This window comes from Wolbachia endosymbiont (group A) of Trypoxylon clavicerum (assembly GCF_947251665.1).
Classification (GTDB): Bacteria; Pseudomonadota; Alphaproteobacteria; order Rickettsiales; family Anaplasmataceae; genus Wolbachia; species Wolbachia pipientis.
Genome location: NZ_OX366374.1, coordinates 1,036,320 through 1,059,861 on the forward strand (window position 1 = coordinate 1,036,320; position 23,542 = coordinate 1,059,861).

At 35.5% G+C, this 23,542-nt stretch carries 21 protein-coding genes, 1 tRNA gene and 2 pseudogenes; 7 read left to right on the forward strand and 17 right to left on the reverse strand.

Going from position 1 to position 23,542, the window contains the following annotated elements; all coding sequences use genetic code 11:
* The first annotated feature begins 59 nt into the window (after nt 1-59).
* From putA to OPR60_RS05390, 4 genes are all read left to right on the forward strand, one after another.
* Nucleotides 60-3,200 (forward strand): bifunctional proline dehydrogenase/L-glutamate gamma-semialdehyde dehydrogenase PutA, encoded by a 3,141-nt coding sequence (putA, locus tag OPR60_RS05375; RefSeq protein ID WP_265040174.1) that lies wholly within the window; start codon nt 60-62, stop codon nt 3,198-3,200.
* Nucleotides 3,201-3,314: 114 nt separating this feature from the next.
* Nucleotides 3,315-4,067 carry an IS5 family transposase gene (locus tag OPR60_RS05380; RefSeq protein ID WP_265039632.1) on the forward strand — a complete coding sequence of 251 codons (753 nt, stop codon included), beginning with the start codon at nt 3,315-3,317 and terminating at the stop codon, nt 4,065-4,067.
* A 100-nt stretch (nt 4,068-4,167) separates the two neighbouring features.
* Complete coding sequence (locus OPR60_RS05385) at nt 4,168-4,920, forward strand: IS5 family transposase (protein ID WP_265040175.1); 753 nt, start codon at nt 4,168-4,170, stop codon at nt 4,918-4,920.
* Nucleotides 4,908-5,363 carry an ankyrin repeat domain-containing protein gene (locus tag OPR60_RS05390; RefSeq protein WP_265040176.1) on the forward strand — a complete coding sequence of 152 codons (456 nt, stop codon included), beginning with the start codon at nt 4,908-4,910 and terminating at the stop codon, nt 5,361-5,363. The genes OPR60_RS05385 and OPR60_RS05390 overlap by 13 nt, the downstream gene beginning before the upstream one ends.
* Nucleotides 5,364-5,395: 32 nt before the next feature.
* Here the strand turns inward: OPR60_RS05390 and OPR60_RS06895 are convergent, their stop codons facing one another.
* From OPR60_RS06895 to OPR60_RS05420, 7 genes are all read right to left on the reverse strand, one after another.
* A complete protein-coding gene (locus OPR60_RS06895; RefSeq protein WP_065094587.1) occupies nt 5,396-5,815 on the reverse strand; it encodes a YqaA family protein in 420 nt (139 codons plus the stop codon).
* A gap of 6 nt (nt 5,816-5,821) precedes the next feature.
* Nucleotides 5,822-7,195, reverse strand: coding sequence for a cysteine--tRNA ligase (gene cysS, locus OPR60_RS05395; protein WP_265040178.1), 1,374 nt, complete (start codon nt 7,193-7,195; stop codon nt 5,822-5,824).
* A complete protein-coding gene (locus OPR60_RS05400) occupies nt 7,188-7,844 on the reverse strand; it encodes an exopolysaccharide biosynthesis protein (RefSeq protein ID WP_007549323.1) in 657 nt (218 codons plus the stop codon). The genes cysS and OPR60_RS05400 overlap by 8 nt, the downstream gene beginning before the upstream one ends.
* Nucleotides 7,845-7,934: 90 nt before the next feature.
* Entirely contained in the window at nt 7,935-8,591 is a 657-nt protein-coding gene (locus OPR60_RS05405; RefSeq protein WP_265040179.1) for an exopolysaccharide biosynthesis protein, read from the reverse strand.
* Nucleotides 8,592-8,757: 166 nt separating this feature from the next.
* On the reverse strand, nt 8,758-8,925 hold the full coding sequence (tatA, locus tag OPR60_RS05410) for a twin-arginine translocase TatA (protein ID WP_006013840.1): 168 nt from the start codon (nt 8,923-8,925) through the stop codon (nt 8,758-8,760).
* 128 nt (nt 8,926-9,053) lie between these two features.
* Nucleotides 9,054-9,827 carry an ABC transporter ATP-binding protein gene (locus OPR60_RS05415; protein ID WP_265040181.1) on the reverse strand — a complete coding sequence of 258 codons (774 nt, stop codon included), beginning with the start codon at nt 9,825-9,827 and terminating at the stop codon, nt 9,054-9,056.
* A 116-nt stretch (nt 9,828-9,943) separates the two neighbouring features.
* Complete coding sequence (locus OPR60_RS05420) at nt 9,944-10,696, reverse strand: IS5 family transposase (RefSeq protein ID WP_265039632.1); 753 nt, start codon at nt 10,694-10,696, stop codon at nt 9,944-9,946.
* A gap of 132 nt (nt 10,697-10,828) precedes the next feature.
* Between OPR60_RS05420 and OPR60_RS05425 the strand changes: the two genes are divergently transcribed.
* Nucleotides 10,829-10,905: transfer RNA gene (locus OPR60_RS05425), tRNA-Arg, on the forward strand.
* Nucleotides 10,906-11,036: 131 nt separating this feature from the next.
* Here the strand turns inward: OPR60_RS05425 and OPR60_RS05430 are convergent.
* Nucleotides 11,037-11,714: pseudogene (locus tag OPR60_RS05430) on the reverse strand (helix-hairpin-helix domain-containing protein); the annotation flags it as partial.
* A 76-nt stretch (nt 11,715-11,790) separates the two neighbouring features.
* Between OPR60_RS05430 and OPR60_RS05435 the strand changes: the two are divergent.
* Nucleotides 11,791-12,543 carry an IS5 family transposase gene (locus OPR60_RS05435; protein ID WP_265039632.1) on the forward strand — a complete coding sequence of 251 codons (753 nt, stop codon included), beginning with the start codon at nt 11,791-11,793 and terminating at the stop codon, nt 12,541-12,543.
* Here OPR60_RS05435 and uvrC read toward each other — a convergent pair.
* The 4 genes and pseudogenes from uvrC to OPR60_RS05455 all read right to left on the reverse strand — a co-directional run.
* A pseudogene (uvrC, locus tag OPR60_RS05440) lies at nt 12,544-13,677 on the reverse strand (excinuclease ABC subunit UvrC); the annotation flags it as partial. It lies immediately after the preceding gene.
* On the reverse strand, nt 13,661-15,778 hold the full coding sequence (gene glyS, locus OPR60_RS05445) for a glycine--tRNA ligase subunit beta (protein ID WP_065094591.1): 2,118 nt from the start codon (nt 15,776-15,778) through the stop codon (nt 13,661-13,663). The pseudogene uvrC and the gene glyS, both read right to left, overlap by 17 nt.
* A 3-nt stretch (nt 15,779-15,781) precedes the next feature.
* Nucleotides 15,782-16,621, reverse strand: a complete 840-nt coding sequence (locus OPR60_RS05450) for a glycine--tRNA ligase subunit alpha (RefSeq protein WP_265040183.1) — start codon at nt 16,619-16,621, stop codon at nt 15,782-15,784.
* 44 nt (nt 16,622-16,665) lie between these two features.
* On the reverse strand, nt 16,666-17,424 hold the full coding sequence (locus OPR60_RS05455; RefSeq protein WP_265040184.1) for a phosphatidylglycerophosphatase: 759 nt from the start codon (nt 17,422-17,424) through the stop codon (nt 16,666-16,668).
* A 123-nt stretch (nt 17,425-17,547) separates the two neighbouring features.
* On the opposite strand from OPR60_RS05455, the gene OPR60_RS05460 reads away from it, so the two are divergent.
* A complete protein-coding gene (locus OPR60_RS05460; protein ID WP_065095214.1) occupies nt 17,548-17,919 on the forward strand; it encodes a phage tail protein in 372 nt (123 codons plus the stop codon).
* A gap of 63 nt (nt 17,920-17,982) precedes the next feature.
* Here the strand turns inward: OPR60_RS05460 and OPR60_RS05465 are convergent, their stop codons facing one another.
* The 5 genes from OPR60_RS05465 to OPR60_RS05485 all read right to left on the reverse strand — a co-directional run bounded on the left by OPR60_RS05465 (nt 17,983) and on the right by OPR60_RS05485 (nt 23,215).
* On the reverse strand, nt 17,983-18,735 hold the full coding sequence (locus tag OPR60_RS05465; protein WP_265039632.1) for an IS5 family transposase: 753 nt from the start codon (nt 18,733-18,735) through the stop codon (nt 17,983-17,985).
* Nucleotides 18,736-18,942: 207 nt separating this feature from the next.
* Entirely contained in the window at nt 18,943-19,947 is a 1,005-nt protein-coding gene (gene hemB / locus OPR60_RS05470; protein ID WP_265040185.1) for a porphobilinogen synthase, read from the reverse strand.
* The gene (gene nuoH / locus OPR60_RS05475; protein ID WP_065094595.1) at nt 19,940-20,965 is read right to left on the reverse strand and encodes an NADH-quinone oxidoreductase subunit NuoH; all 1,026 of its coding nucleotides are present in this window, start codon (nt 20,963-20,965) and stop codon (nt 19,940-19,942) included. The genes hemB and nuoH overlap by 8 nt, the downstream gene beginning before the upstream one ends.
* Nucleotides 20,949-22,997 (reverse strand): NADH-quinone oxidoreductase subunit NuoG, encoded by a 2,049-nt coding sequence (nuoG, locus tag OPR60_RS05480; protein WP_265040186.1) that lies wholly within the window; start codon nt 22,995-22,997, stop codon nt 20,949-20,951. Before nuoG ends, nuoH begins: the two co-directional genes overlap by 17 nt.
* Nucleotides 22,998-23,002: 5 nt before the next feature.
* Nucleotides 23,003-23,215 carry a hypothetical protein gene (locus OPR60_RS05485; protein ID WP_017532424.1) on the reverse strand — a complete coding sequence of 71 codons (213 nt, stop codon included), beginning with the start codon at nt 23,213-23,215 and terminating at the stop codon, nt 23,003-23,005.
* Nucleotides 23,216-23,542 lie beyond the last annotated feature (327 nt).

The window sequence follows — 23,542 nt, forward strand, 5'->3', positions numbered from 1 at the left end:
GTTATGATATAATTTCACCATACATATGGTGTCAGAGTATTTTTTGGAGATAATTATATATGATAAGCTCTATACAAGAACCTAATGAACTCAGAAAACGTTTACAAGGGTTTTATCGTACTGATGAAAAGAGTTATATACGTTATCTTGTAGAAAAAGCAGAGCTTTCAGCTGATTCAAAAAGTAGAATTTATAATATTGCAAAACAAGTTATTGAAAAAATCAAACACAATAAATTAAGTATTGTAGATTCCTTTATGCAGCAATACTCGCTTTCCAATGATGAAGGAATAGCATTGATGTGCCTTGCTGAATCGCTACTTAGAATACCAGATGATTATACAATAGACGAAATAATCAAAGATAAAATTGCCAATCAGGAATGGAATAAATATTTAGGGCACTCTTCTTTGTTGTTTGTTAATGCTTCCACATGGAGCTTGATGATAGGTAGCAGTATATTGAGAGATAATGAAGGCGATTCGAAGTTCTATTACGCAATTTCTAAGTTACTTAAGAATTTAGGAGAACCGATCATTCGCAAAGCAGTAAAACAAGCAATGTCTATGCTTGGTAATCATTTTGTTGTTGGAGAAACCATAGAAGAAGCTTTAAGGTACGCAAAACTAGATGACAATAGTAAGTTTTTATACTCTTTTGATATGCTCGGTGAAGCTGCTCACACAGCTGAGGATGCAGAAGAGTATTTTAATTCATATATGCATTCAATAAAAGCTATAGGTGAATCCACTGAAATAAATGATTGTTTTAAATCCCATGGAATTTCAATCAAACTTTCTGCTTTACACCCACGTTATGAATTTAGTCAATTTGGCCGAATTGCTGGTGAGATATTCACTAAGGTTTTAGAGCTCTGCCGCGAGGCAAAAAAATACAACATTTCACTATGCATAGACGCAGAAGAAACAGAAAGGCTTGAAATTTCCTTAATCTTGTTTGAACAATTACGGCTTGATGAATCACTTTCTGAGTGGGAAGGGCTCGGCTTGGCTGTACAAGCATATCAAAAACGTGCTTTGTCTGCTCTTGACTTTGTAGAGGATGTTGCTATTCGATCAAATCATAAAATTATGGTGAGGCTTGTAAAAGGTGCATATTGGGATTCAGAAATCAAGCGTACGCAAGAATTGGGATTAAATGATTACTCAGTATTTACAAGAAAAAGCTATACTGACGTATCTTACCTCGTGTGCGCACAGAAACTTTTGAGTAAACCAAACAGCTTTTACCCATGCTTTGGAACTCATAACGTCTATACTTTTGCTTCTATTATGGAACTTGCTGATAAAAACCACCCTGGATTTGAATTTCAACGCTTACATGGAATGGCAAAAGACTTATATGATTATGCAATGTCAGAGCTTGCAACAAATGTTAGCTGTCGTGTCTACGCACCCGTTGGGGAACATAGTGACTTGTTGCCTTATCTTATAAGACGCCTTCTTGAAAATGGAGCTAATAGTTCGTTTGTTAATCAAATAAGTGATCCTAACGTTAAAATCGATGAGTTAATTTCAGATCCACTGGAAAAAGCTATAAATTTTAATTATGAACCTCATCCAGGCATTCCATTACCACAAGATATTTTGGGACTAGAAAGAAAAAATTCCTTGGGGATGGATATTAGTGATTCTGTGATAGTCTCACAATTTGCAGATGATATAAAGGGTTTTAGTGAAAAAAAGTGGCAAGTTGGACCAATAATTGATGGAAAAGCACTATTTGACAGTGCTGAATTTATCGAAGTAGTGAATCCTGCACATTTGGAAAATGTAATTGGAGAAGTGTCAAGTGCAACAAGCGATCAAGCTTTAAACGCTCTTGAAATAGCACATAGTGCTTTTACTAAGTGGCAGAATGTTTCAGCAGTAGAGCGCGCTAAATACCTCGAAAAAGCTGCAGATTTGCTTGAGGAAAGGATGAAAGAGTTAATTTACATTCTGATTGTGGAAGCAGGAAAAATTTTATCCGATGCAATAGCAGAAGTAAGGGAAGCAATTGACTTTCTGCGTTATTATGCAATGATAGCAAAGAATGAACTGAGCGACTGGAAAAAATTGCCAGGTCCAACAGGTGAAGATAACTTCATCTTTTTTGAAGGCAGGGGAGTTTTCTTATGCATATCACCATGGAATTTTCCACTTGCTATTTTTCTTGGGCAGGTTTCAGCTGCACTTGCAGCAGGTAACACGGTGCTTGCAAAACCGGCAGAGCAAACGCCGATTATTGCCTATGAAGCTGTTAAGATACTACACGAAGCTGGGATACCAAAAAATGTGTTACACCTCATTCCTGGGGATGGTGGATATTTAGGCAAAATATTAGTTCCAGACAATAGAATTGCCGGAGTAGCTTTTACTGGCTCAACACAAACTGCTCAAATAATCAATAAAATGCTTGCAAATAGGGATGGTCCTATCGTACCACTTATTGCTGAAACAGGAGGGCTCAATGCTATGATAGTTGATAGCTCTGCTCTTTTAGAGCAAGTGGCTATGGATGTTGTACTTTCTGCGTTTCGCAGCGCCGGCCAACGCTGTTCTGCACTTAGAGTGCTGTTTATTCAAGAGGACATAGCAGAGAAGCAGATAAAAATGATATGCGGTGCAGCGCAAGAACTCAAGATTGGTGACCCAATACAACTTAGTACTGATATTGGTCCAATAATTGACAAAGCATCTATCGATATGCTAACTCAACATACGCAAAAAATGTCAGAGGACGGAGATTCAAATCTGTTATTTAAAGTACCCATGGATACAAATTCTCATAATGGTTATTTCTTTCCTACATATATTTATGAGATACAAAAAATTTCGCAATTAAAGCAAGAAGTATTTGGTCCTATTTTACATATCATACGTTTTAACAAGTCACAATTAAATGAAGTTATAAGTGATATAAATAGTACTGGATATGGACTCACGTTTTCTTTGCAGAGTCGTATACAAAGTCAAATTGACACTATAAGTAAAAAAATATCAGTTGGAAATGTCTACATCAACCGTAACCAGATAGGTGCAGCAGTTGGGATACAACCATTTGGTGGTAGAGGACTATCTGGCACTGGGCCAAAAGCTGGTGGTCCTCATTATTTACAGCGTTTTTCTACAGAAAAAGTTGTAAGTGTTAACACTACAGCATTTGGTGGTAACACTACACTTATGTGTTTGGATTAATTTGCGGGCCATAATTTTTCTTACCCCTAAACTAGGCTCTGTGGACAAAAAATATGAAAAGAGAGAAAAAGATGGTAGTTTAGCCTAATAGGTAAAAAATGGAGAAACTACCATATGCAATATTACATCAAAGAGGAAAATTGGAAACAAATTTTAGAGTTCATAAAAAGCGTAAAAGGAATGCACAGCAAAGATGAAAAACGTTTAAGAATATTCATAGAGGCAGTGTGGTACATAGTGCGAAGTGGTTGCCAATGGAGACTTTTACCAAAAACTTATGGTAATTACAGGAGTATACATAAGCGATTTAAAAGATGGTGTGAAAGAGATGTCTGGAAAAAATTGCTTGAATATACTAAACAAGAGCCTGATTTAGAAGTTGCTATAATCGACGGTACGATCATCCGAGCCCATCCATGTTCATCTGGATATACAAAAAACTCCAAGGATCAAGAAGCTTTAGGGAGGAGCAAAGGTGGCTTTACAACTAAAATACATGCGCTTGTCGATGCACTTGGAAATCCACTTAAATTTACTCTGACTCCTGGTCAAAGAAATGAAATTACGCAGGCACAAGTGTTGACCGAAAGTATCTATAACTCTACTGTAGTAGCTGACAAGGGCTACGATAGCAATGCCTTTGTTACAAGTCTTGAAGACAAGGGATGTACAGTAGTTATTCCGCCAAAACGGAATCGAAAAGTGCAAAGGTATTACGATGAGCATATCTACAAAGAACGTCATTTGATTGAGTGTTTTTTTGGTAAAATTAAAAATTTTAGGCGCATTTTTTCCAGATTTGATAAAACTGCTGAGGTTTTTATTGGTTTTCTCAATTTTGTTGGAGCTCTTGTATGGCTTCTCTAAAATTTTGTCCACAGAGCCTAGGCTCTGTGGACAAAAAATATGAAAAGAGAGAAAAAGATGGTAGTTTAGCCTAATAGGTAAAAAATGGAGAAACTACCATATGCAATATTACATCAAAGAGGAAAATTGGAAACAAATTTTAGAGTTCATAAAAAGCGTAAAAGGAATGCACAGCAAAGATGAAAAACGTTTAAGAATATTCATAGAGGCAGTGTGGTACATAGTGCGAAGTGGTTGCCAATGGAGACTTTTACCAAAAACTTATGGTAATTACAGGAGTATACATAAGCGATTTAAAAGATGGTGTGAAAGAGATGTCTGGAAAAAATTGCTTGAATATACTAAACAAGAGCCTGATTTAGAAGTTGCTATAATCGACGGTACGATCATCCGAGCCCATCCATGTTCATCTGGATATACAAAAAACTCCAAGGATCAAGAAGCTTTAGGGAGGAGCAAAGGTGGCTTTACAACTAAAATACATGCGCTTGTCGATGCACTTGGAAATCCACTTAAATTTACTCTGACTCCTGGTCAAAGAAATGAAATTACGCAGGCACAAGTGTTGACCGAAAGTATCTATAACTCTACTGTAGTAGCTGACAAGGGCTACTATAGCAATGCCTTTGTTACAAGTCTTGAAGACAAGGGATGTACAGTAGTTATTCCGCCAAAACGGAATCGAAAAGTGCAAAGGTATTACGATGAGCATATCTACAAAGAACGTCATTTGATTGAGTGTTTTTTTGGTAAAATTAAAAATTTTAGGCGCATTTTTTCCAGATTTGATAAAACTGCTGAGGTTTTTATTGGTTTTCTCAATTTTGTTGGAGCTCTTGTATGGCTTCTCTAAAATTTTGTCCACAGAGCCTAGAAATAGTGAAATATTTCTTTAATAAAGGTGCCGACATCGATAAATACGACGGTACTATATTACATTTAGCTGTTTGTAATGAAAAACCGGATATAGTAGAATATCTTATAAGCAAAGGAGTTGATGTTAATGCTAAATACCATAAAATGCCATTACATCTAGCTGCTTCACGTGGGCTAGGTAGGGCAATATTTTTTATTCAAAAAGGTAGTAATATTAATACCAAGAGTAAAAATGGTAATACTTCACTACACCTTGCTGCTATTGTGGGAAGAGTTGATATAGCAAAAATATTACTAAAACACAACGCAGACGTTAACACCAAAAATAATGAAGAAAAGACAGCATTACATTATGCTGCTAAATATAATCACCAAGAGCTTGTGGAATTGCTTTTAGCTCATGGTGCATCCATCCTATGACTTGGGCTTTAATAGCTGCAGTACTATAGCTGTTATACGCCAAAAGTAAGTATTAGATATAACAAATAGAAGAAATTAGATAGAATGATTAAAGGGACAAGGATATAAAGGTTTAACTTAAAATAACCTGATAAAATTTGAATCACACTTCCAAGTGCTGGCACCCATGAAAGTAATAAAGTTGCAAAAATTAGCAAATTTTTTGTAACTTTTGGCGTTGTATATTCGTTTTCTAATTTGTGGTATGATTTTCGTATAGAGATTGTTATTCTACCTAAGTACCAATTAACTATTCCACCAAGGCTTGATCCTAGTACTCCAAAAAATAACATAAGTAGTGGAGTGTAATACGACCTGAAATAAAGCATAGTATTGAACACAAAACCTTGATGTATGGGTAAGACTAATGATGATACTAGACTATCTGTGAATAACAGAAAGTAATTTTCCATATGAGTTTACCAAGTTGTTGTACCATCTTCATTGTCAGAAATTGTAATCCCCATTTGTTTCAACTGATCCCTTATTTTGTCTGCAGTATTATAATCTTTATTTTGTTTTGCTGCTCTTCTTAAATCTATCAATCTTTCTATTTCTTGATGACTCACACCAGCAGTAAACCACTCTTGATAACTTGACTCAAGAAGACCAATAAATCTGGCGCTCTTAATAAAACTCTCAGTTAATTTAAGCTTTTCACTTTCATTACTCATCTTGTTAATTTTTGCAGCCATTTCATGTAATATAGCTAGAGCTTCAGGAATGTTTAAGTCGTTTTTTAAAGCGTCTATAAAATCTTTAGAAATCTCTGCGTTACTTTCATCAATATTTGTTGTATCTAAACCACGTAATAACCGATAAAATTTATTTAAGGTTTCCTGTGCGTCAGAAATAACGTTTTCTGTCCAATCAAGTGGTTTTCTGTAGTGAGTTTTGAGCAGTGCATAGCGTATTACTTCACCCTTTATTCCACTATCTAGCAAATCCCTTACTTTGACTATATTAAATAAGGACTTGCTCATTTTCTCTTCATTTACTGTAAGAAAACCGTTATGTATCCAGTATTTTGCAAACATTGATCCAGCAAATGCAGACTTACTCTGTGCAATTTCATTTTCATGGTGAGGAAATTGTAAATCTATACCGCCACCATGAATATCAAAATCTTTGCCAAGATAAGCATATGACATCGCTGAACACTCTATATGCCATCCTGGTCTTCCTTCTCCCCATGGGCTATCCCAATAACTTGAAAGTTTGTAGTCAATATCACTTGCAGGCTTCCACAGCACAAAATCTCCCGGGTGCTTTTTATTTTCATTAACTTCAACTCTGCTACCTGGAACCAATTCATCAGTTTTTTTTCCTGATAAAGCACCATACTCATAGTAAGATTCTATATTAAAATACACGTGTTTGTCAGATTCGTAAGCGTGGCCTGATTGCAGTAAATGTTCAATTAATTCTATAATATAATCTACGTTTTCCGTTGCTTTTGGCTCGTGTGTTGGCTCTGCACAATTTATGCTTCTCATATCTTCATGAAAAGCCTTGGTGTAATATGTGCTGATACTTTCTATGTTGCTATTTTTTTCACTTGCTGCATTAATTATCTTATCATCAATGTCGGTTATGTTACGCACATAGGTAACTTTGCCATAACAAAACTTAAGTAGCTGAAATAACACATCATACACAACAACAGACCGTGCATTGCCTATATGTGCTGTGTCATATACTGTTGGTCCGCAAACATACATTTTCACATGATCTTTATCGATTGGTGTAAAAAGTTCCTTTTTTTTTGTTAAGGTATTGTAAAGCCTAACCATATACGAAGCTTTTGAGAAAAGAAAATGCCCCAATGATAAGTTGTGGCCCTTTGACTACTACAACAAGAGTAAGCAATAGCCCACACAATGATATTAAAACTCCCAATATGGACAGAAACCCATCTTTACTCATAATACCAAGCGAAATAAGAGTCGTACCAATTGCAGGAATGAAGTTAGTAAGAGGTAGTGGAAGAGCTATTGATAACGCACAAAGCAGCATTATAAAAGCTAAAATTTTTTCACCGGGCCCATAGAAAATAAAAGACATTCTTGGTCTCATGAACTTTTCTATTTTTTTTAATGCTGGAGAAGTTTTTTCCACCACAAGAGCTAGTGTTGAACGCTGAAAAGATTTTCTTTCTAGCCAACTAGGCATCCAAGGAGAATCAAATCCAAATAAAAGCTGCAATGAGAATAAGATTAAAGGTATAGAAAGAATAGTTGTATAACCAGGTGGAACCGGTATAGGCACCGATAGCGGCAAGGAGAAGATGATTATTAAAATACCAAAACCACGCTCATGCAAAGCTGTTTTAATGTCAAACAAAGTTACTTTATCGCTATCATTGTTATTGGTATCTGCAACTTCTTTTAGAATATCAGAAGCTAATTTATCACTTTTAGTCAACTTATCATTTTTTGACACGAAAAACCTTTGATAAAAATAATTCTTAACACAATTATTGTTTTATTTCAATATGCATTATTCATTTTGCGCTAGTAATTCGTTCTTTTGTTAAAGTGTTGTAAAGCTTTTAAGAAGAGAAAGTGCTCCGGTTATAAGTTGTGGTCCTTTGACTATTACAACAAGGGTAAGCAACAACGCACACAATGACACTAAAACTCCCAATATGGATAGAAACCCGTCTTTACTCATAATACCAAGTGAAATAAGAGTTGTGCCAATTGCAGGAAGGAAGTGAGTAAAAGGTAATGGAAGAGCTATTATTATTGCACAAAGCAACATCATAAAAGCCAGAATCTTCTCACCAGGCCCATAGAAAATGAAAGACAGTCTTGGCTTCATGAATTTTTCTATTTTTTCTAATACAGAGGAAGTTTTCTCTACCACAAGAGCTAGTGTTGAACGCTGAAAAGATTTTCTTTCTAGCCAACTGGGCATCCAAGGAGAATCAAATCCAAATAGAAGCTGCAGTGAGAATAAGATTAAAGGTATAGAAAGAATAGTTGTATAACCAGGTGGAACCGGTATAGGCACCGATAGCGACAAGGAGAAGATGATTATCAAAATACCAAAACCTCGCTCATGCAAAGCTGTTTTAATGTCAAACAAAGTTACTTTATCGCTATCATTGTTATTGGTATCTGCAACCTCTTTTAGAATATCAGAAGCTAGTTTTTTATCTTTAGTTAGTTTCTCACTTTTTTGCACAATTATCCTTTAATAAAATATTCCTCCTAAGCTAACATAGTTGTTGCTGTATTTCAATATTTGTTATTTATTTCACACCAACACTTCATCTCTTTCATTTTTTAACCTTACTAAGTTTTTAAACAGATGACATGCACTAAGGTGCATGTCACGAAGTATGAGGACGCTAACGATCCGGTTCATTAGACGATAATTTTTCTGAGTCCTTAAGCTCCTGTTTAAGGTTTTTGATGCCTTTTCCTAAATCACCCATAACTTGCGGTAATCTGCCTGCACCAAACAGAACTAAAATTATTATTAAGACTAGAAACAATTGCCATGGTCCTAAACTCATTTTCACCTCCATTTAAAATATTGACCTTTAAATATTAAAACTTGACTGAAGTCAAGTAACACATAGATTATATCACCTTTATTTAATTATAAATCAAGGTTTTTTAATTATTTTATAACAATCCCAAACTAGATTATTTTCTTGCAGCGAATAAGTGGAAACTTTTCGCTTAACTGTAGAGTAGAAGAGAGCTCACTAAAAAACTTTGCTAGCGTATCGTCTTTAGGCTTATGGTATATATCGCTAGAAACTCCTGATTGAATAATTTTACCATTTTTCATTACGTAGATAAAATCTGCAACTTTCAATGCTTCTTGCGGGTCATGAGTTACCATTAGCACAGGGATATTTTTACTTCTGAAAAGGGACAATATATGTTGTCTTATTCTGCACTTGAGCAGTATATCTAAATTAGAAAATGGTTCATCTAACAACACAACATCAGGGTTTTGTGCCATCACTCTTGCTATTGCAACTAATTGTTGCTGTCCTCCAGATAAGGCGTTAGGGTACATATTTTCATATTTTTCTATATTGAGTAACTTCAAGATTTCCAATGCAATTAGGTGCTTTTCTCTCTTGGAAGAGCTGCGGATAGCAAAGGTTATATTTTCTACTACTGTTTTATGAGGAAATAATGCAGAATGCTGAAAAATCAATCCGATATTTCTATGCTCTATAGCGACTGATGCCTTATTGCTTGCAACTAACCTATCATTCATAAAAATAGTTCCAGATTTTGGATTTTCTATCCCCGCAATTAATTTCAAAATTGTTGACTTGCCACAGCCAGAATGCCCCAATAAACATGCAACATTTCCTTTCTTTACTTTAATGTTTATATTGCTTAAAGCAAAGTCGTTTTGATTGTTATAGAAATAACCAATGTTGTTAACTAGCATTAATCTTACTTAAACCATGTTATTAAATATAATAGCATTATACTCAAGAAGTACAGAAATGTTTTTTGTCTTCATAAATTGGTTATGCAAGAAATCTAGGCTCTGTGGACAAAATTTTAGAGAAGCCATACAAGAGCTCCAACAAAATTGAGAAAACCAATAAAAACCTCAGCAGTTTTATCAAATCTGGAAAAAATGCGCCTAAAATTTTTAATTTTACCAAAAAAACACTCAATCAAATGACGTTCTTTGTAGATATGCTCATCGTAATACCTTTGCACTTTTCGATTCCGTTTTGGCGGAATAACTACTGTACATCCCTTGTCTTCAAGACTTGTAACAAAGGCATTGCTATCGTAGCCCTTGTCAGCTACTACAGTAGAGTTATAGATACTTTCGGTCAACACTTGTGCCTGCGTAATTTCATTTCTTTGACCAGGAGTCAGAGTAAATTTAAGTGGATTTCCAAGTGCATCGACAAGCGCATGTATTTTAGTTGTAAAGCCACCTTTGCTCCTCCCTAAAGCTTCTTGATCCTTGGAGTTTTTTGTATATCCAGATGAACATGGATGGGCTCGGATGATCGTACCGTCGATTATAGCAACTTCTAAATCAGGCTCTTGTTTAGTATATTCAAGCAATTTTTTCCAGACATCTCTTTCACACCATCTTTTAAATCGCTTATGTATACTCCTGTAATTACCATAAGTTTTTGGTAAAAGTCTCCATTGGCAACCACTTCGCACTATGTACCACACTGCCTCTATGAATATTCTTAAACGTTTTTCATCTTTGCTGTGCATTCCTTTTACGCTTTTTATGAACTCTAAAATTTGTTTCCAATTTTCCTCTTTGATGTAATATTGCATATGGTAGTTTCTCCATTTTTTACCTATTAGGCTAAACTACCATCTTTTTCTCTCTTTTCATATTTTTTGTCCACAGAGCCTAGAAAAGAGAAGGATTTTTTGCTATAACTTTACATAGATGGTAGGAAACACGGGACTATAGCTCAGCAGGATAGAGCGTTGGACTCCTAATCCGAAGGTCGTGCGTTCGAATCGCACTAGTCCCACCACATTGCTTCACAAATTTTATGGAGATTTTTTTTCACAAATACGCACACCTTTTTTTGCGGTTTTAAGATATAAATTCCCTAATAATAAAACGGGTTTTGTGTCATTCCAGTACTCCTCTCTTATAATTCACTTATTTAAGAATGACTTCTGCTAAACCTTTACTAATTCCATGTACGTTTTGAATTTCAGCCAGAGAAGCTTTGCTTATATTTTTTACTGAACCAAAATAAGACATCAACGCTTTTTTTCTTTTGTTGCCAATGCCGGGTATTTTGCTTAATTGTGAAACTATAAACTGTTTATCGCGTTTTTTTCTATGTGAAGTTATCGCAAAACGGTGGGCTTCATTACGCAGCGATTGTAAGCAAAGCATGACTTTGCTGTCATTTGCCAGACTGAATTCTTCCCTGCCCAGCATATAAAATCTTTCATTTCCTGCGTTACGATCAGGACCTTTTGCCATACAAGCAAAAGGAACGTTTATATTCAATACTTCCAGTACATTCTGTACTATGGAAACATGCCCAAGTCCACCATCAATCAATAGAAAATCAGGAATTATGTCCTTTATCTTGCCGGAGAAACGTCTGGTCAGCACTTCTTTCATCATTTTATAGTCATCGCCTGAAATTTCTTCTTTTATAGTAAATTTTCTGTACTCACTTTTTAAAAAATCCTCCTGCCCTGCAACAACCATTACACCAATTTGCTGGCTTCCAGAAATATGGCTATTATCATAAACCTCGATACGCTTTGGAATGCTTGGTAACAAGAAAACTTTGCTAAGCTCCTCAAGCTTTTCTAGGCTCTGTGGACAAAAAATATGAAAAGAGAGAAAAAGATGGTAGTTTAGCCTAATAGGTAAAAAATGGAGAAACTACCATATGCAATATTACATCAAAGAGGAAAATTGGAAACAAATTTTAGAGTTCATAAAAAGCGTAAAAGGAATGCACAGCAAAGATGAAAAACGTTTAAGAATATTCATAGAGGCAGTGTGGTACATAGTGCGAAGTGGTTGCCAATGGAGACTTTTACCAAAAACTTATGGTAATTACAGGAGTATACATAAGCGATTTAAAAGATGGTGTGAAAGAGATGTCTGGAAAAAATTGCTTGAATATACTAAACAAGAGCCTGATTTAGAAGTTGCTATAATCGACGGTACGATCATCCGAGCCCATCCATGTTCATCTGGATATACAAAAAACTCCAAGGATCAAGAAGCTTTAGGGAGGAGCAAAGGTGGCTTTACAACTAAAATACATGCGCTTGTCGATGCACTTGGAAATCCACTTAAATTTACTCTGACTCCTGGTCAAAGAAATGAAATTACGCAGGCACAAGTGTTGACCGAAAGTATCTATAACTCTACTGTAGTAGCTGACAAGGGCTATGATAGCAATGCCTTTGTTACAAGTCTTGAAGACAAGGGATGTACAGTAGTTATTCCGCCAAAACGGAATCGAAAAGTGCAAAGGTATTACGATGAGCATATCTACAAAGAACGTCATTTGATTGAGTGTTTTTTTGGTAAAATTAAAAATTTTAGGCGCATTTTTTCCAGATTTGATAAAACTGCTGAGGTTTTTATTGGTTTTCTCAATTTTGTTGGAGCTCTTGTATGGCTTCTCTAAAATTTTGTCCACAGAGCCTAGGTTATTTCTATAATCGATAAGCTTCTGCTCTAAGCTACGCTGAGAGCTATTGTAAACAAATTTTAATAAATCACGCTCTTTTTTATTCTTTGCATGCAGAACTTTTACTGGCTTTTGAGCAACCTTATATAGTGCTTGTTCTATAATTTCCTTATCCACAATAGAATCTGGAACGTAAATTTGTATTGGAGGTATGTTAGCTGAATTATAAAAATTGACCAAAAAGGTGGATAAAATTTCATCATTTGAGTGATCACCACAGTTCTCGGCAAAGTAAGGAGTGCTGCCGTAGTTGTCTTTATTTCTGAACGATAACACACTAATACATGCTAGATCCTCTTCACGTACAATACTGAAGAAATCTGCATCTTTTTCAAAAGAAAAATCCGTGTGCTGTATTTGAATTTGCTCAAGAAACTTTACCCGATCTCTATATATAGCAGCAAGCTCATAGTTTTCTTCACTACTGCACTTTCTCATTGTGAAAAGTAACTGTTCTTTCACTTCCTTATTTCTTCCAAGCAATGTATTTCGTGCCTGTTTTACTGATTGGCAATAGTCGTCTTTTGTGATTTTGTTTATGCATGGTGCTGAGCAGCGCTTAATTTGATACTCAATACATGGTCTTTTTGTTGAGGAAAAGTATTGATCTGAACATACTCTTAGGAGAAAAGCTTTTTGCAATGACAATATAGTTTGCTTAACAGCAGCGGCAGATGTAAAGGGACCATAATAATGAAACTCATTCTTCTTAAATTTGCCTCTATATTTTGCTATTCTTGGATAATCGTGCTTGGAAATTGTTATATAAGGATAAAATTTTCCATCCTTAAGCACAATATTATAAAGTGGTTTCAATGATTTTATTAACTGTGCTTCAAGAAGCAGTGCTTCGATTTCATTCTCAGTGATGAATATTTCAACCTTAATAACCTGTGAGAGCATAACTCTAATTCGTTCAGAAAGGTTTTCGAATTGAAGGTAGTCGGATAACCTCGACTTCAAGTTTTTTGCTTTTCCAACATATAAAACTTTATTCTTATCTCCAACCATCTTATACACGCCACAGGACTGTGGAGATGATTTGATTTGTTCTTTATATTGCCTGAGCATTTATCCATTGCTTAACCTGTATGAGGTTAAAATCTGCTACTAAATGAAAGATGGAAACTACATTTTTAAGCAAAGATAATCTGTTTCTTCTCAGCTTATCAGAATCACAGTTAATCTTTACACTGTCCATAAACTGATTGATAAACGGAGCAAAACCAGCAAGTTCATCAAGCGCTGCATTAAAGTGGTTATTTTTTATTGCTTGTTTTATGTTTTTACAAGCAGTTATAGCACAATTTGATAGTGCAATTTCTTCATTTTCAATCAAAAGCCTCTTACCGTAAGATGCACTATAAGTAGTGCCATCACTTTTCCTTACTTTGCTCATCATGTTACTGACTCTTTTGTAAGTGCTTAGAATCTGTTCACCTTCTGGCGTGCTAAGATAACGATCCAATATAACAGTTTGCTTTTCTGCTGTCAGCAGATCATTAATATCGATTTTATATAGTATTGAATCTACGACATCTTGCCTTATATCTCTATTTTTTAAAATAACCTTGAATCTTTCTAAGCAGAATCTAAATACTAGTTCTGAAATTTGTTTTCTATTTGGCTTATCAACTGACGTTGTATTTTTATTAAATAGAAGCCTTGAATATAAAGATACTGACTTGTCTATCATTAGCCCAATTGGAATATGCAAATTGTTTTCAAGTATTGTCCTAATTATACCAATTGTCATTCTCCGCAAACCAAATTGATCATACGAACCAGAGATTTTTTCACCTGCTGCAATTAAACCAACTAAGCTATCCACTTTGTCTGCAATTGACACAGCAATTGCAGAAGGAGATTTAGGACACTCCTGCTCTGGCCCGATTGGCTTATAATGCTCAGTTATAGCTTCCACTATTTCTTTATCTTCTTGAAAATAAGAAGCATAATATCCATCCATTATTCCTTGCAATTCTGGAAACTCTCTTACTATCGATGTTGCCAAATCAGCTTTTGCCAAATATGCAGCACGTTCAACTTTTATCAGCGAAGCATGTGGAATAAATATAGCTATATACTTTGACAGAGCCGTAATACGCTTTACCTTTTCCCCCACACTGCCAAGTGAAGCATGAAATAATATCGAACCTAATTTTTTGACATAATAATCTAGATTTTCCTTTTTATCTTGAGATATTAAAAATTGGGCATCAGCAAGACGTGCTTCTAATATTCTTTCGTGTCCTTTAACAACTTCACCATTGTTGACGTTGACAACAGTGACAAAGTGTGAAATTCTCTTTCCATTACTTAAAGCAAGGTATTTTTGTTGTGTATTAACTATACTAAGTATTACTTCCTTCGGTAATCCAAATGACTTTTCTTGATTCACTTCACCAAACAGTACGATTGGCCACTCTATAAGCCCTGTCAATTCATTTAGTAAATAATCATTTTTCTCAAGTTGTAAATTCTGCTCTTTTGTGAATTTATTAATCTGATCTAGTATAAATTGCTTTCTTTTGTCCATTTGGAGAATTACACTGTTTTTTTCTAGCAATTCAAAATAGTCTTTAGGTGTTTTAACAGTAAGCGCCGTACCACTTGAGAGAAATCGATGGCCATATGTTGTGTTAGATGCTGTAATCCCTGCAAAAGATACAGGTATTATTTCATCATTTAAAATGCATAAAATGTTTTTAATTGGCCTAACCCATCTTTCTTTTCCTTCACCCCATCTCATGCTCTTCAACCAAGAAAAGTTTTTGAGCATTTCCTCCAGTTGATTTTTGAGGAATTCTCTGATGTTAAATGAGCAGCTTTCTCTTTTAATGAAGTAAAAATCCTCATTATTTACTTTTCGAACGAGCAAATCTTCTTCATTTTTCTGATATTTTCTTAAAAAACCTTCGATAGCACTTTTTGGTGCGTTAATGTTTGGTCCCTTAACTTCGTTATTGGAATCCTTTAGCTCCAAAGCATTTATGTTGTCGACAAATAGGGTAATGCGACGTGCCGTTATAAAAACCTCCATTGACGTAAATTTTACATTATTTTTGTTAAAAACATTGGCAATACAGCTCTTAACTTGAACTGTAGCTGAATTCTGCATTCTCGGTGGTATTTCTTCTGAAAGGCACTCAAATAACAACTGCAACGACATACGCTATTTACTCATGTACAATTCACAACATTTTTTTGTCAGCTCTCTAACTCTACCAATATAAGCTGTACGTTCATTCACACCAAGCACACCTCTTGCATCAAGCAGATTAAGTAGGTGACTAGTTTTAATACATTGGTCATAAGCTGCCATTGGTAGCTCCTTTTCAATAAGGAACTTGCACAATTTTTCCGTATCTTCGAATTGCTGCTGTACCACTTTAGTATCATAATAATCTAATGCTAGATAAGAAAATTCATATTCTCTTTGTTTAAAAATATTTCCGTAAGTTACACCGTTATCGTTCCAAATTATATCGTAAACATTATCTACACCTTGTATGCACATTGCTAAACGTTCCAACCCATATGCCACCTCACCAGGAATCATCTTGCAATCAATCCCTCCAACTTGCTGTATATAAGTAAGCTGTGTTACTTCCATTCCATTGCATGTAACTTCCCATCCAAGTCCTGATGCTCCAACGCTCGGATTTTCCCAATCATCTTCAACAAACTTAATATCATATTTTTCTGTAGATATGCCAAGAACTTTTAAGCTATCTAAATAGACGTCTTGTAAATTATTACCAGATGGCTTTATTATAACTTGATATTGGTGATGTTGATACAAACGATTAGGGTTATCGCCATAGCGACCATCTGCTGGCCTAATTACTGGTTGTAGATATGCAATTTTTGCCGGTTTTGTATCAATTGCAGACATAATTGTTGCGGGATGTAATGTGCTAGCACCAACTTCAGATGTGTATGAGTGAAGTATAACACATCCTTCACTAGCCCAAAAATCTTGTAACTCTTTTATTATACTTTGTAAGTTCACACAAATTGCACACTTTTTATACTAAATATATAAATAAATAAGTACTATTCAATATTTATTTTTTTTGCAGCACTATGTAAATAACCACCTAAAACTGCTGAACTTTCCCTCACATACTGAATTATGCTCTTATTTAGGACAATTGCATCATGCATAGTTAAATCGCAGAATATAAATGCTATTAAATACAGTAAAATCACCGCATAAAATGTGTGAAAAATCCCCTCAAATGTAATTGACATTGCATTATTATAGCTGAGCTGTATTGAACTTATTGGCCATGGTTTTATCACTTCTACGACATTAAAAAATACGTAAGGTATCATAAGAAAAAAGAAAAAGTGCATAAAATCATTAAACCAAAATGGGCATTGAAACATCTGCTTACATATATTCCCATAGAGTTTACTTACAGCATAATAAATTGACATTATTGCTGGCATTGAAAGTGCTACAGTCAGTACTTGCCCTGACGCTATTTGTATTACTATTTCTTCACCACTGTTTGCTGAAGGGTCCTGAGCATGAAAAATAAATATTCCAATTAATTGCATTACTAACATAACTATTGCCAATTTTGTAAAAATAGCAGCTACAACTATTCCTGAATTTGGCATTTTATATAGTAAATATTCGCCTCCATATGTAAGAATTAATATAGCATCGACAATAAATAATATTAAAAAAGAAGACCAATAGTTCTGCCAACCTGGTAAATATCCTATTCCCAAAAAAGAGCTTACTGTTTTGGCAGGAAAAACCTTGCCTAGCATCTTTCCCAAAAATTTAAAAAAAATCCCCATGCCCTAAGTAACACTTAGTTATATTATTTATAATACTGTATTGTAACGGACTTATCAATAACTTTAAACATATATTGGAAAATTTTAGATACCGTCTTGTAAGTCAACGAGAAAAATATAAAAATGTTATCTTTTGGTCCATATAAGTTTGTTCCAACAAGTTTAAAGTATAACAAAAAGAATCGCTGGAGCGTAATTGAATGTATTGATGTAATGCCGTCACTTCAAAACATAGGACAAGGAGTAGAAAATATAGAGCTAGAAATAACCATTTACCTTAATAGTCTTAAGGGGCTAAATCAACTAAAGAATATGAAAGAAGCTGAAAAAGATCAGATCCCACACACTTTAGTAGATAGTTTAGGTAATTTTTTAGGACAGTTTGTGATTACACAATTAGAGGAAAGACAGATATCTTTTTTTCCTGGTGGGCTGCCGAAAAAAGTTGAATTTAGTTTAAGTTTAAAGAGTTATAGTGGTACACATATTCACTAACCAACTACATTCAATTTTTGATTTTAAACTTCAGTCAACCTCCTAGGCTCTGTGGACAAAATTTTAGAGAAGCCATACAAGAGCTCCAACAAAATTGAGAAAACCAATAAAAACCTCAGCAGTTTTATCAAATCTGGAAAAAATGCGCCTAAAATTTTTAATTTTACCAAAAAAACACTCAATCAAATGACGTTCTTTGTAGATATGCTCATCGTAATACCTTTGCACTTTTCGATTCCGTTTTGGCGGAATAACTACTGTACATCCCTTGTCTTCAAGACTTGTAACAAAGGCATTGCTATCGTAGCCCTTGTCAGCTACTACAGTAGAGTTATAGATACTTTCGGTCAACACTTGTGCCTGCGTAATTTCATTTCTTTGACCAGGAGTCAGAGTAAATTTAAGTGGATTTCCAAGTGCATCGACAAGCGCATGTATTTTAGTTGTAAAGCCACCTTTGCTCCTCCCTAAAGCTTCTTGATCCTTGGAGTTTTTTGTATATCCAGATGAACATGGATGGGCTCGGATGATCGTACCGTCGATTATAGCAACTTCTAAATCAGGCTCTTGTTTAGTATATTCAAGCAATTTTTTCCAGACATCTCTTTCACACCATCTTTTAAATCGCTTATGTATACTCCTGTAATTACCATAAGTTTTTGGTAAAAGTCTCCATTGGCAACCACTTCGCACTATGTACCACACTGCCTCTATGAATATTCTTAAACGTTTTTCATCTTTGCTGTGCATTCCTTTTACGCTTTTTATGAACTCTAAAATTTGTTTCCAATTTTCCTCTTTGATGTAATATTGCATATGGTAGTTTCTCCATTTTTTACCTATTAGGCTAAACTACCATCTTTTTCTCTCTTTTCATATTTTTTGTCCACAGAGCCTAGGGCAATTTACAAAGTTCTTCCCTTCTCCATCTAATGCATAAGCTTAAAACATTAGATGCTTTTGACAAGATACAAGGCAATATGCAGCAACAGTAGAAGAACATGCGCCAAAAATTTAGTAATTTTATAGGGCTTGTGCACTTAAATTTTTTGCAATATCAAGTGCAGCGTAAGTGAATATTGCACTTGCACCCGCACGTTTGAAACCAATCAAAGATTCATAAATTACCTTGTCATAATCTAGCCAGCCATTATTTGCAGCAGCTTTTATCATTGCGTACTCACCGCTTACTTGGTAAGCAAAAATCGGAAAATTAAACTTATCACTTGCTGTTTTGATAATATCCAAATATGGCATACCAGGTTTAATCATAATAAAATCTGCACCTTCATTTATATCTATTTCAATTTCGCACATTGCTTCGCGCGCATTTTTATAATCCATTTGGTAACCACTTTTGTCTATAGAATGTGATAGCCCACATGAACCAACGACTTGCCTAAATGGAGCATAGAAGCTAGAGCAGTATTTCACTGCATAAGATAATATTAATACGTCTTGAAAGTTGTTATCATCTAATGATTTTCTGATTCTTCCTATTCTACCATCCATCATATCAGAAGGAGCAACTATATCACATCCTGCCTTCGCTAAAGCAAGTGCTTGCTTACACAGCACTGATATAGTTTCATCGTTTTCTACATCCATCTGATTATCTTTTAAAATGCCGTCATGGCCGTGAATAGTGTATGGATCCAGTGCAACGTCTGCAATAATACCAATTTCAGGTACCTTCGATTTTACAGCACAAATTGCTCTGCAGATTAAATTGTTAGGGTTATATGACTCCTCAGCATTTTTAGATTTTAATTTGTTATCAACTACAGGAAAAATTGCAACAGCATTAATTCCTAAACCCTTAGCTTCCTTAATTATGGAAACCAGCCCATCTATTGAATAACACTTTACGCCTGGTAAGCCAGAAATTGGTTCAGTTGTTCTTTCTCTGTCATGAACAAACAGAGGAAAAACTAAATCATTTACTGATAAACTATTTTCACTTGTTAAATTGCGAACCCATTTGCTCGAGCGCCTGCGTCTTAATCTTGTATTTGGAAAATTAAACATTGGATCCAGGCAAGTTCCCAGTAAAGAGCAACACCCCTGAAATGAGTATCACCCAAAGCACCGATATTGGTAGAAATACTTTCCAACCAAGGCGCATTAGTTGATCATATCGATAACGAGGTATTGTTGCTCTAATCCAAATAAATATGAGCAATAGTAGAACTATCTTCAAAACGAACCAAATTAAACCTGGAATTTTATAAAGCAAACCAAGTTCTAACGGAGGATACCATCCCCCCAGAAAGAATATTGTCATCATAGCACTTGCTAAAATCATATTTGCATATTCTCCAAGAAAAAAGAGGGCAAAAGGCATGGATGAATATTCAACGTTATATCCAGAGACAAGCTCTGCTTCAGCTTCTGGTAAATCAAATGGGTGACGATTAGTTTCTGCAAGCAAAGAAATAAAAAATATTATTCCTATAGGCATTAGTAGTAAATCAACCCAAAATGGCATATTGTGTTTCGCTACCACCATCTCTCCAAGATTTAATGTTCCAGTGGTAATAACGACTGTAGCAACTATTAAGCCTATTGAAACTTCATACGAAATCATCTGAGCAGCCGACCGTATAGCGCCAAGAAATGCATAATTAGAATTGCTTGACCAGCCTGCAATAATCACGCCGTATACTCCCAGCGACGATATAGCTAGCACATAAAGCACTCCAACATTAATATTTGCTATAACCTTAGGAATAACTACTTGCTGGCCATTTTCTACAATTACTTCAGCACCAAACGGTATAACTGCCCAGGCAATTAATGCCAAGATAAAGGTAAGCATTGGAGCCATAATGAACAGTATGGTGCTCGCTCTAAATGGTATTATCGGCTCCTTAATCAGGAGCTTAATAGCATCTGCAAATGGCTGCAATAGCCCAAAAGGTCCAACTACACTTGGGCCGTGCCTCAGTTGAATTGCAGCAAGGACCTTACGCTCAAAGTATGTCAAATATGCAACTGAAAGTAGTAGCGGTACTAAAATAAATAAAATATTAACTAGCGTGTTCATAAAAAGCTTTAGTACAATCTGCCATTATTTTTGAAGCGCGACTTATTGAATCCGTCATATAAAAATTACACTCCTTTAAAGTAAAAGGTGTATTACTTAAATTTATTTTACCATTGCTGATTGGTACCCATGTGTTTTTTACCACTTGATCAGCATTTCTAAACTGTGGACCGATAGTATCTAATTTTTTTCTTACGTCAAATAAACTATCATATGGTAAGGAAAGATCCAAATATTGCGAGAGATTTTTAATAATTAACCAATCCTCCTTTGCTTCACCTGGAGGAAATACAGCTAAATTTGTTCTTTGCACTCGACCTTCAGTGTTTACATAAGTTGCATATTTTTCTGTATATGCAGCACCAGACAAGATAACATCTGCCACATGTGCACCCTTATCACCGTGATGACCTTGATAAATTACAAATGTATTTTCTAATTTTGATGTATCAATTTCATCTGCACCAAGAAGATAAACCACTTCTGTTTCACCACTTTCTGCATGTTCCAATATTTGATTAATATCCCTTTCGCCTTTTTTAGGAACAAACCCAATATCTAGCCCACCAACTCTTGCTGCAGCTTTATGCAGCACATTAAAGCCATTCCAGTCATCTCTGACCATGTTAAATTTTTCTGCAATTTTGCCAGCTAGAATTAGAACTGATTCAGAATCATCTCTTATCAACGCATCTTGACCGATAATCAGCATAGGGTTTTGAGCAGCTACCAGCAGCTCACAGAACTTATGATTTCCATTTGCTATTTCACTCAAAATACCAGGATTATCGCCCAATTTCTCAACATGATACAAATATTCAATGTTAGGACCAACACTTGCAACAGGAAAGTTGCCCTGTAAATATCTCTTTCTCAATCTTACGTTAATGATCGGTGCTTCTATCCTTGGATTTGTATTTATAAGCAGACATAAATCTGCATTTTCTATACCTTCAATAGTGGTATTGAACACATACGATCCACGATTACTTGGTATAAGCTTTGCACCATCTTGCCTACAGTCTATATTCCCCGAGCCGAGCTTCTGCATCACTTCTTTGAGTAGAAGCATAGACTCACAATCTGCTAAATCACCTGCAATTGCAGCTATTTTATTTGATTTTGTATTCTTTAATTTCTTTGCAGCAACAGTTAATGCTTCATTCCAATCAACTGGGGCTAATTTACCATCTTTTTTTACATAAGGTCGATCAAGACGCTGAACTTTTAGTCCATCATAGGCAAAGCGGGTTTTATCTGATATCCATTCTTCATTTACCTCTTCGCTCAGCCTTGGTAATATTCGCATAACTTCCAGGCCACGATAATCAACTCTAATTGCGCTACCCACAGCATCTAGCACATCTACAGTCTCACAATGTGATAGCTCCCATGGACGCGCTGTAAAGGAGTAAGGCTTTGAAGTTAAAGCCCCTACCGGGCAGAGATCTATAATATTTCCAGATAATTCAGAACTAATATGCCTTTTTATGTAAGTGCTAATCTCTACATTTTCTCCCCTTCCGATTCCTCCAAGTTCATTTGTACCTGCAACATCAGACAAAAATCTAACACACCGAGTGCAATGAATGCATCGATTCATCGCAGTCTCAATCAGTGGTCCGAAGTGTTTTTTTGGCACAGCCCTCTTATGCTCATCAAGTCTGCTGGTTCCTTTCCCATAAGCCATCGTGATATCTTGCAAATCGCATTCACCACCTTGATCGCAAATTGGGCAATCAAGCGGGTGGTTAATTAGCAAAAACTCAAGCACACCTTCACGTGCTTTTTTAACCTTAGGGGTATCAGTGTGAATAATCATCCCTTCTGCAACTGGCATTACACAAGAGGCTACTGGTTTTGGAGGTCCACCCTCCACTTCAACCAAACACATTCTGCAGTTACCAGCAATTGCTAAACGCTCATGATAACAAAAACGTGGAATTTCAACGCCCACGACTTCACAAGCTTGAATTATAGTGAGCCCATGCTCTACTTCACATTCCTTAGAATTAATAGTAACTTTAACCACAACTATTATACAGCTTCCCACTTTATAGGATTGCCGCTTATCTCATCTTCAACCAGATTGCCGTTGTCATATTGAGCAGACATATAATTCATGCGCGAGTCACGATCTATATATCTAACAGGTTTTACCGGTTTGTCTTTATACATTTTTTGCTCAGCTTTCTTACGCTGAGTAGGGTTATTTTTACTAGCTGTCTTTGCTTTCCCACCTGCTGCCATATAAACTCCTAAAAACTTTTCATTCTATTTTAACACTTAAGTATACAGCGTCAATATTTAATAACTTTAAAATTTCAATAGATCTCTTATTATAATCATTTTACAATCATTGTTTAAATAAAAAGTTACCCCTTGATGCCATTCCAGCGCATGACGCACAGCTGTACGAACATTGCAATTTGCAGGCAATTTGCGTGGCAGATTCAAGTAGCTGACACTGGTTTCCATCCAAGACAGCAGTAGCCCTTTTGGTGTCATTTCAGTGCTTGACACTGAAATCCAGGTTTTGATTGGATACTGAGTTGGTAAGCATAAAAGTATAGCTAA

Excerpts from the sequence above, each read along its gene's own strand:
- OPR60_RS05455 (WP_265040184.1), bottom strand. The coding sequence starts at position 17,424 with ATGGGGATTTTTTTTAAATTTTTGGGAAAGATGCTAGGCAAGGTTTTT.
- OPR60_RS05415 (WP_265040181.1), bottom strand. The coding sequence starts at position 9,827 with ATGCTAGTTAACAACATTGGTTATTTCTATAACAATCAAAACGACTTT.
- OPR60_RS05380 (WP_265039632.1), top strand. The coding sequence starts at position 3,315 with ATGCAATATTACATCAAAGAGGAAAATTGGAAACAAATTTTAGAGTTC.
- nuoH (WP_065094595.1), bottom strand. The coding sequence starts at position 20,965 with ATGAACACGCTAGTTAATATTTTATTTATTTTAGTACCGCTACTACTT.
- OPR60_RS05385 (WP_265040175.1), top strand. The coding sequence starts at position 4,168 with ATGCAATATTACATCAAAGAGGAAAATTGGAAACAAATTTTAGAGTTC.
- hemB (WP_265040185.1), bottom strand. The coding sequence starts at position 19,947 with ATGTTTAATTTTCCAAATACAAGATTAAGACGCAGGCGCTCGAGCAAA.
- OPR60_RS05390 (WP_265040176.1), top strand. The coding sequence starts at position 4,908 with ATGGCTTCTCTAAAATTTTGTCCACAGAGCCTAGAAATAGTGAAATAT.
- OPR60_RS05465 (WP_265039632.1), bottom strand. The coding sequence starts at position 18,735 with ATGCAATATTACATCAAAGAGGAAAATTGGAAACAAATTTTAGAGTTC.
- OPR60_RS05420 (WP_265039632.1), bottom strand. The coding sequence starts at position 10,696 with ATGCAATATTACATCAAAGAGGAAAATTGGAAACAAATTTTAGAGTTC.
- OPR60_RS05435 (WP_265039632.1), top strand. The coding sequence starts at position 11,791 with ATGCAATATTACATCAAAGAGGAAAATTGGAAACAAATTTTAGAGTTC.
- putA (WP_265040174.1), top strand. The coding sequence starts at position 60 with ATGATAAGCTCTATACAAGAACCTAATGAACTCAGAAAACGTTTACAA.
- glyS (WP_065094591.1), bottom strand. The coding sequence starts at position 15,778 with ATGTCGTTGCAGTTGTTATTTGAGTGCCTTTCAGAAGAAATACCACCG.
- OPR60_RS05485 (WP_017532424.1), bottom strand. The coding sequence starts at position 23,215 with ATGGCAGCAGGTGGGAAAGCAAAGACAGCTAGTAAAAATAACCCTACT.
- OPR60_RS05460 (WP_065095214.1), top strand. The coding sequence starts at position 17,548 with ATGTTATCTTTTGGTCCATATAAGTTTGTTCCAACAAGTTTAAAGTAT.
- OPR60_RS06895 (WP_065094587.1), bottom strand. The coding sequence starts at position 5,815 with ATGGAAAATTACTTTCTGTTATTCACAGATAGTCTAGTATCATCATTA.
- cysS (WP_265040178.1), bottom strand. The coding sequence starts at position 7,195 with ATGGTTAGGCTTTACAATACCTTAACAAAAAAAAAGGAACTTTTTACA.
- tatA (WP_006013840.1), bottom strand. The coding sequence starts at position 8,925 with ATGAGTTTAGGACCATGGCAATTGTTTCTAGTCTTAATAATAATTTTA.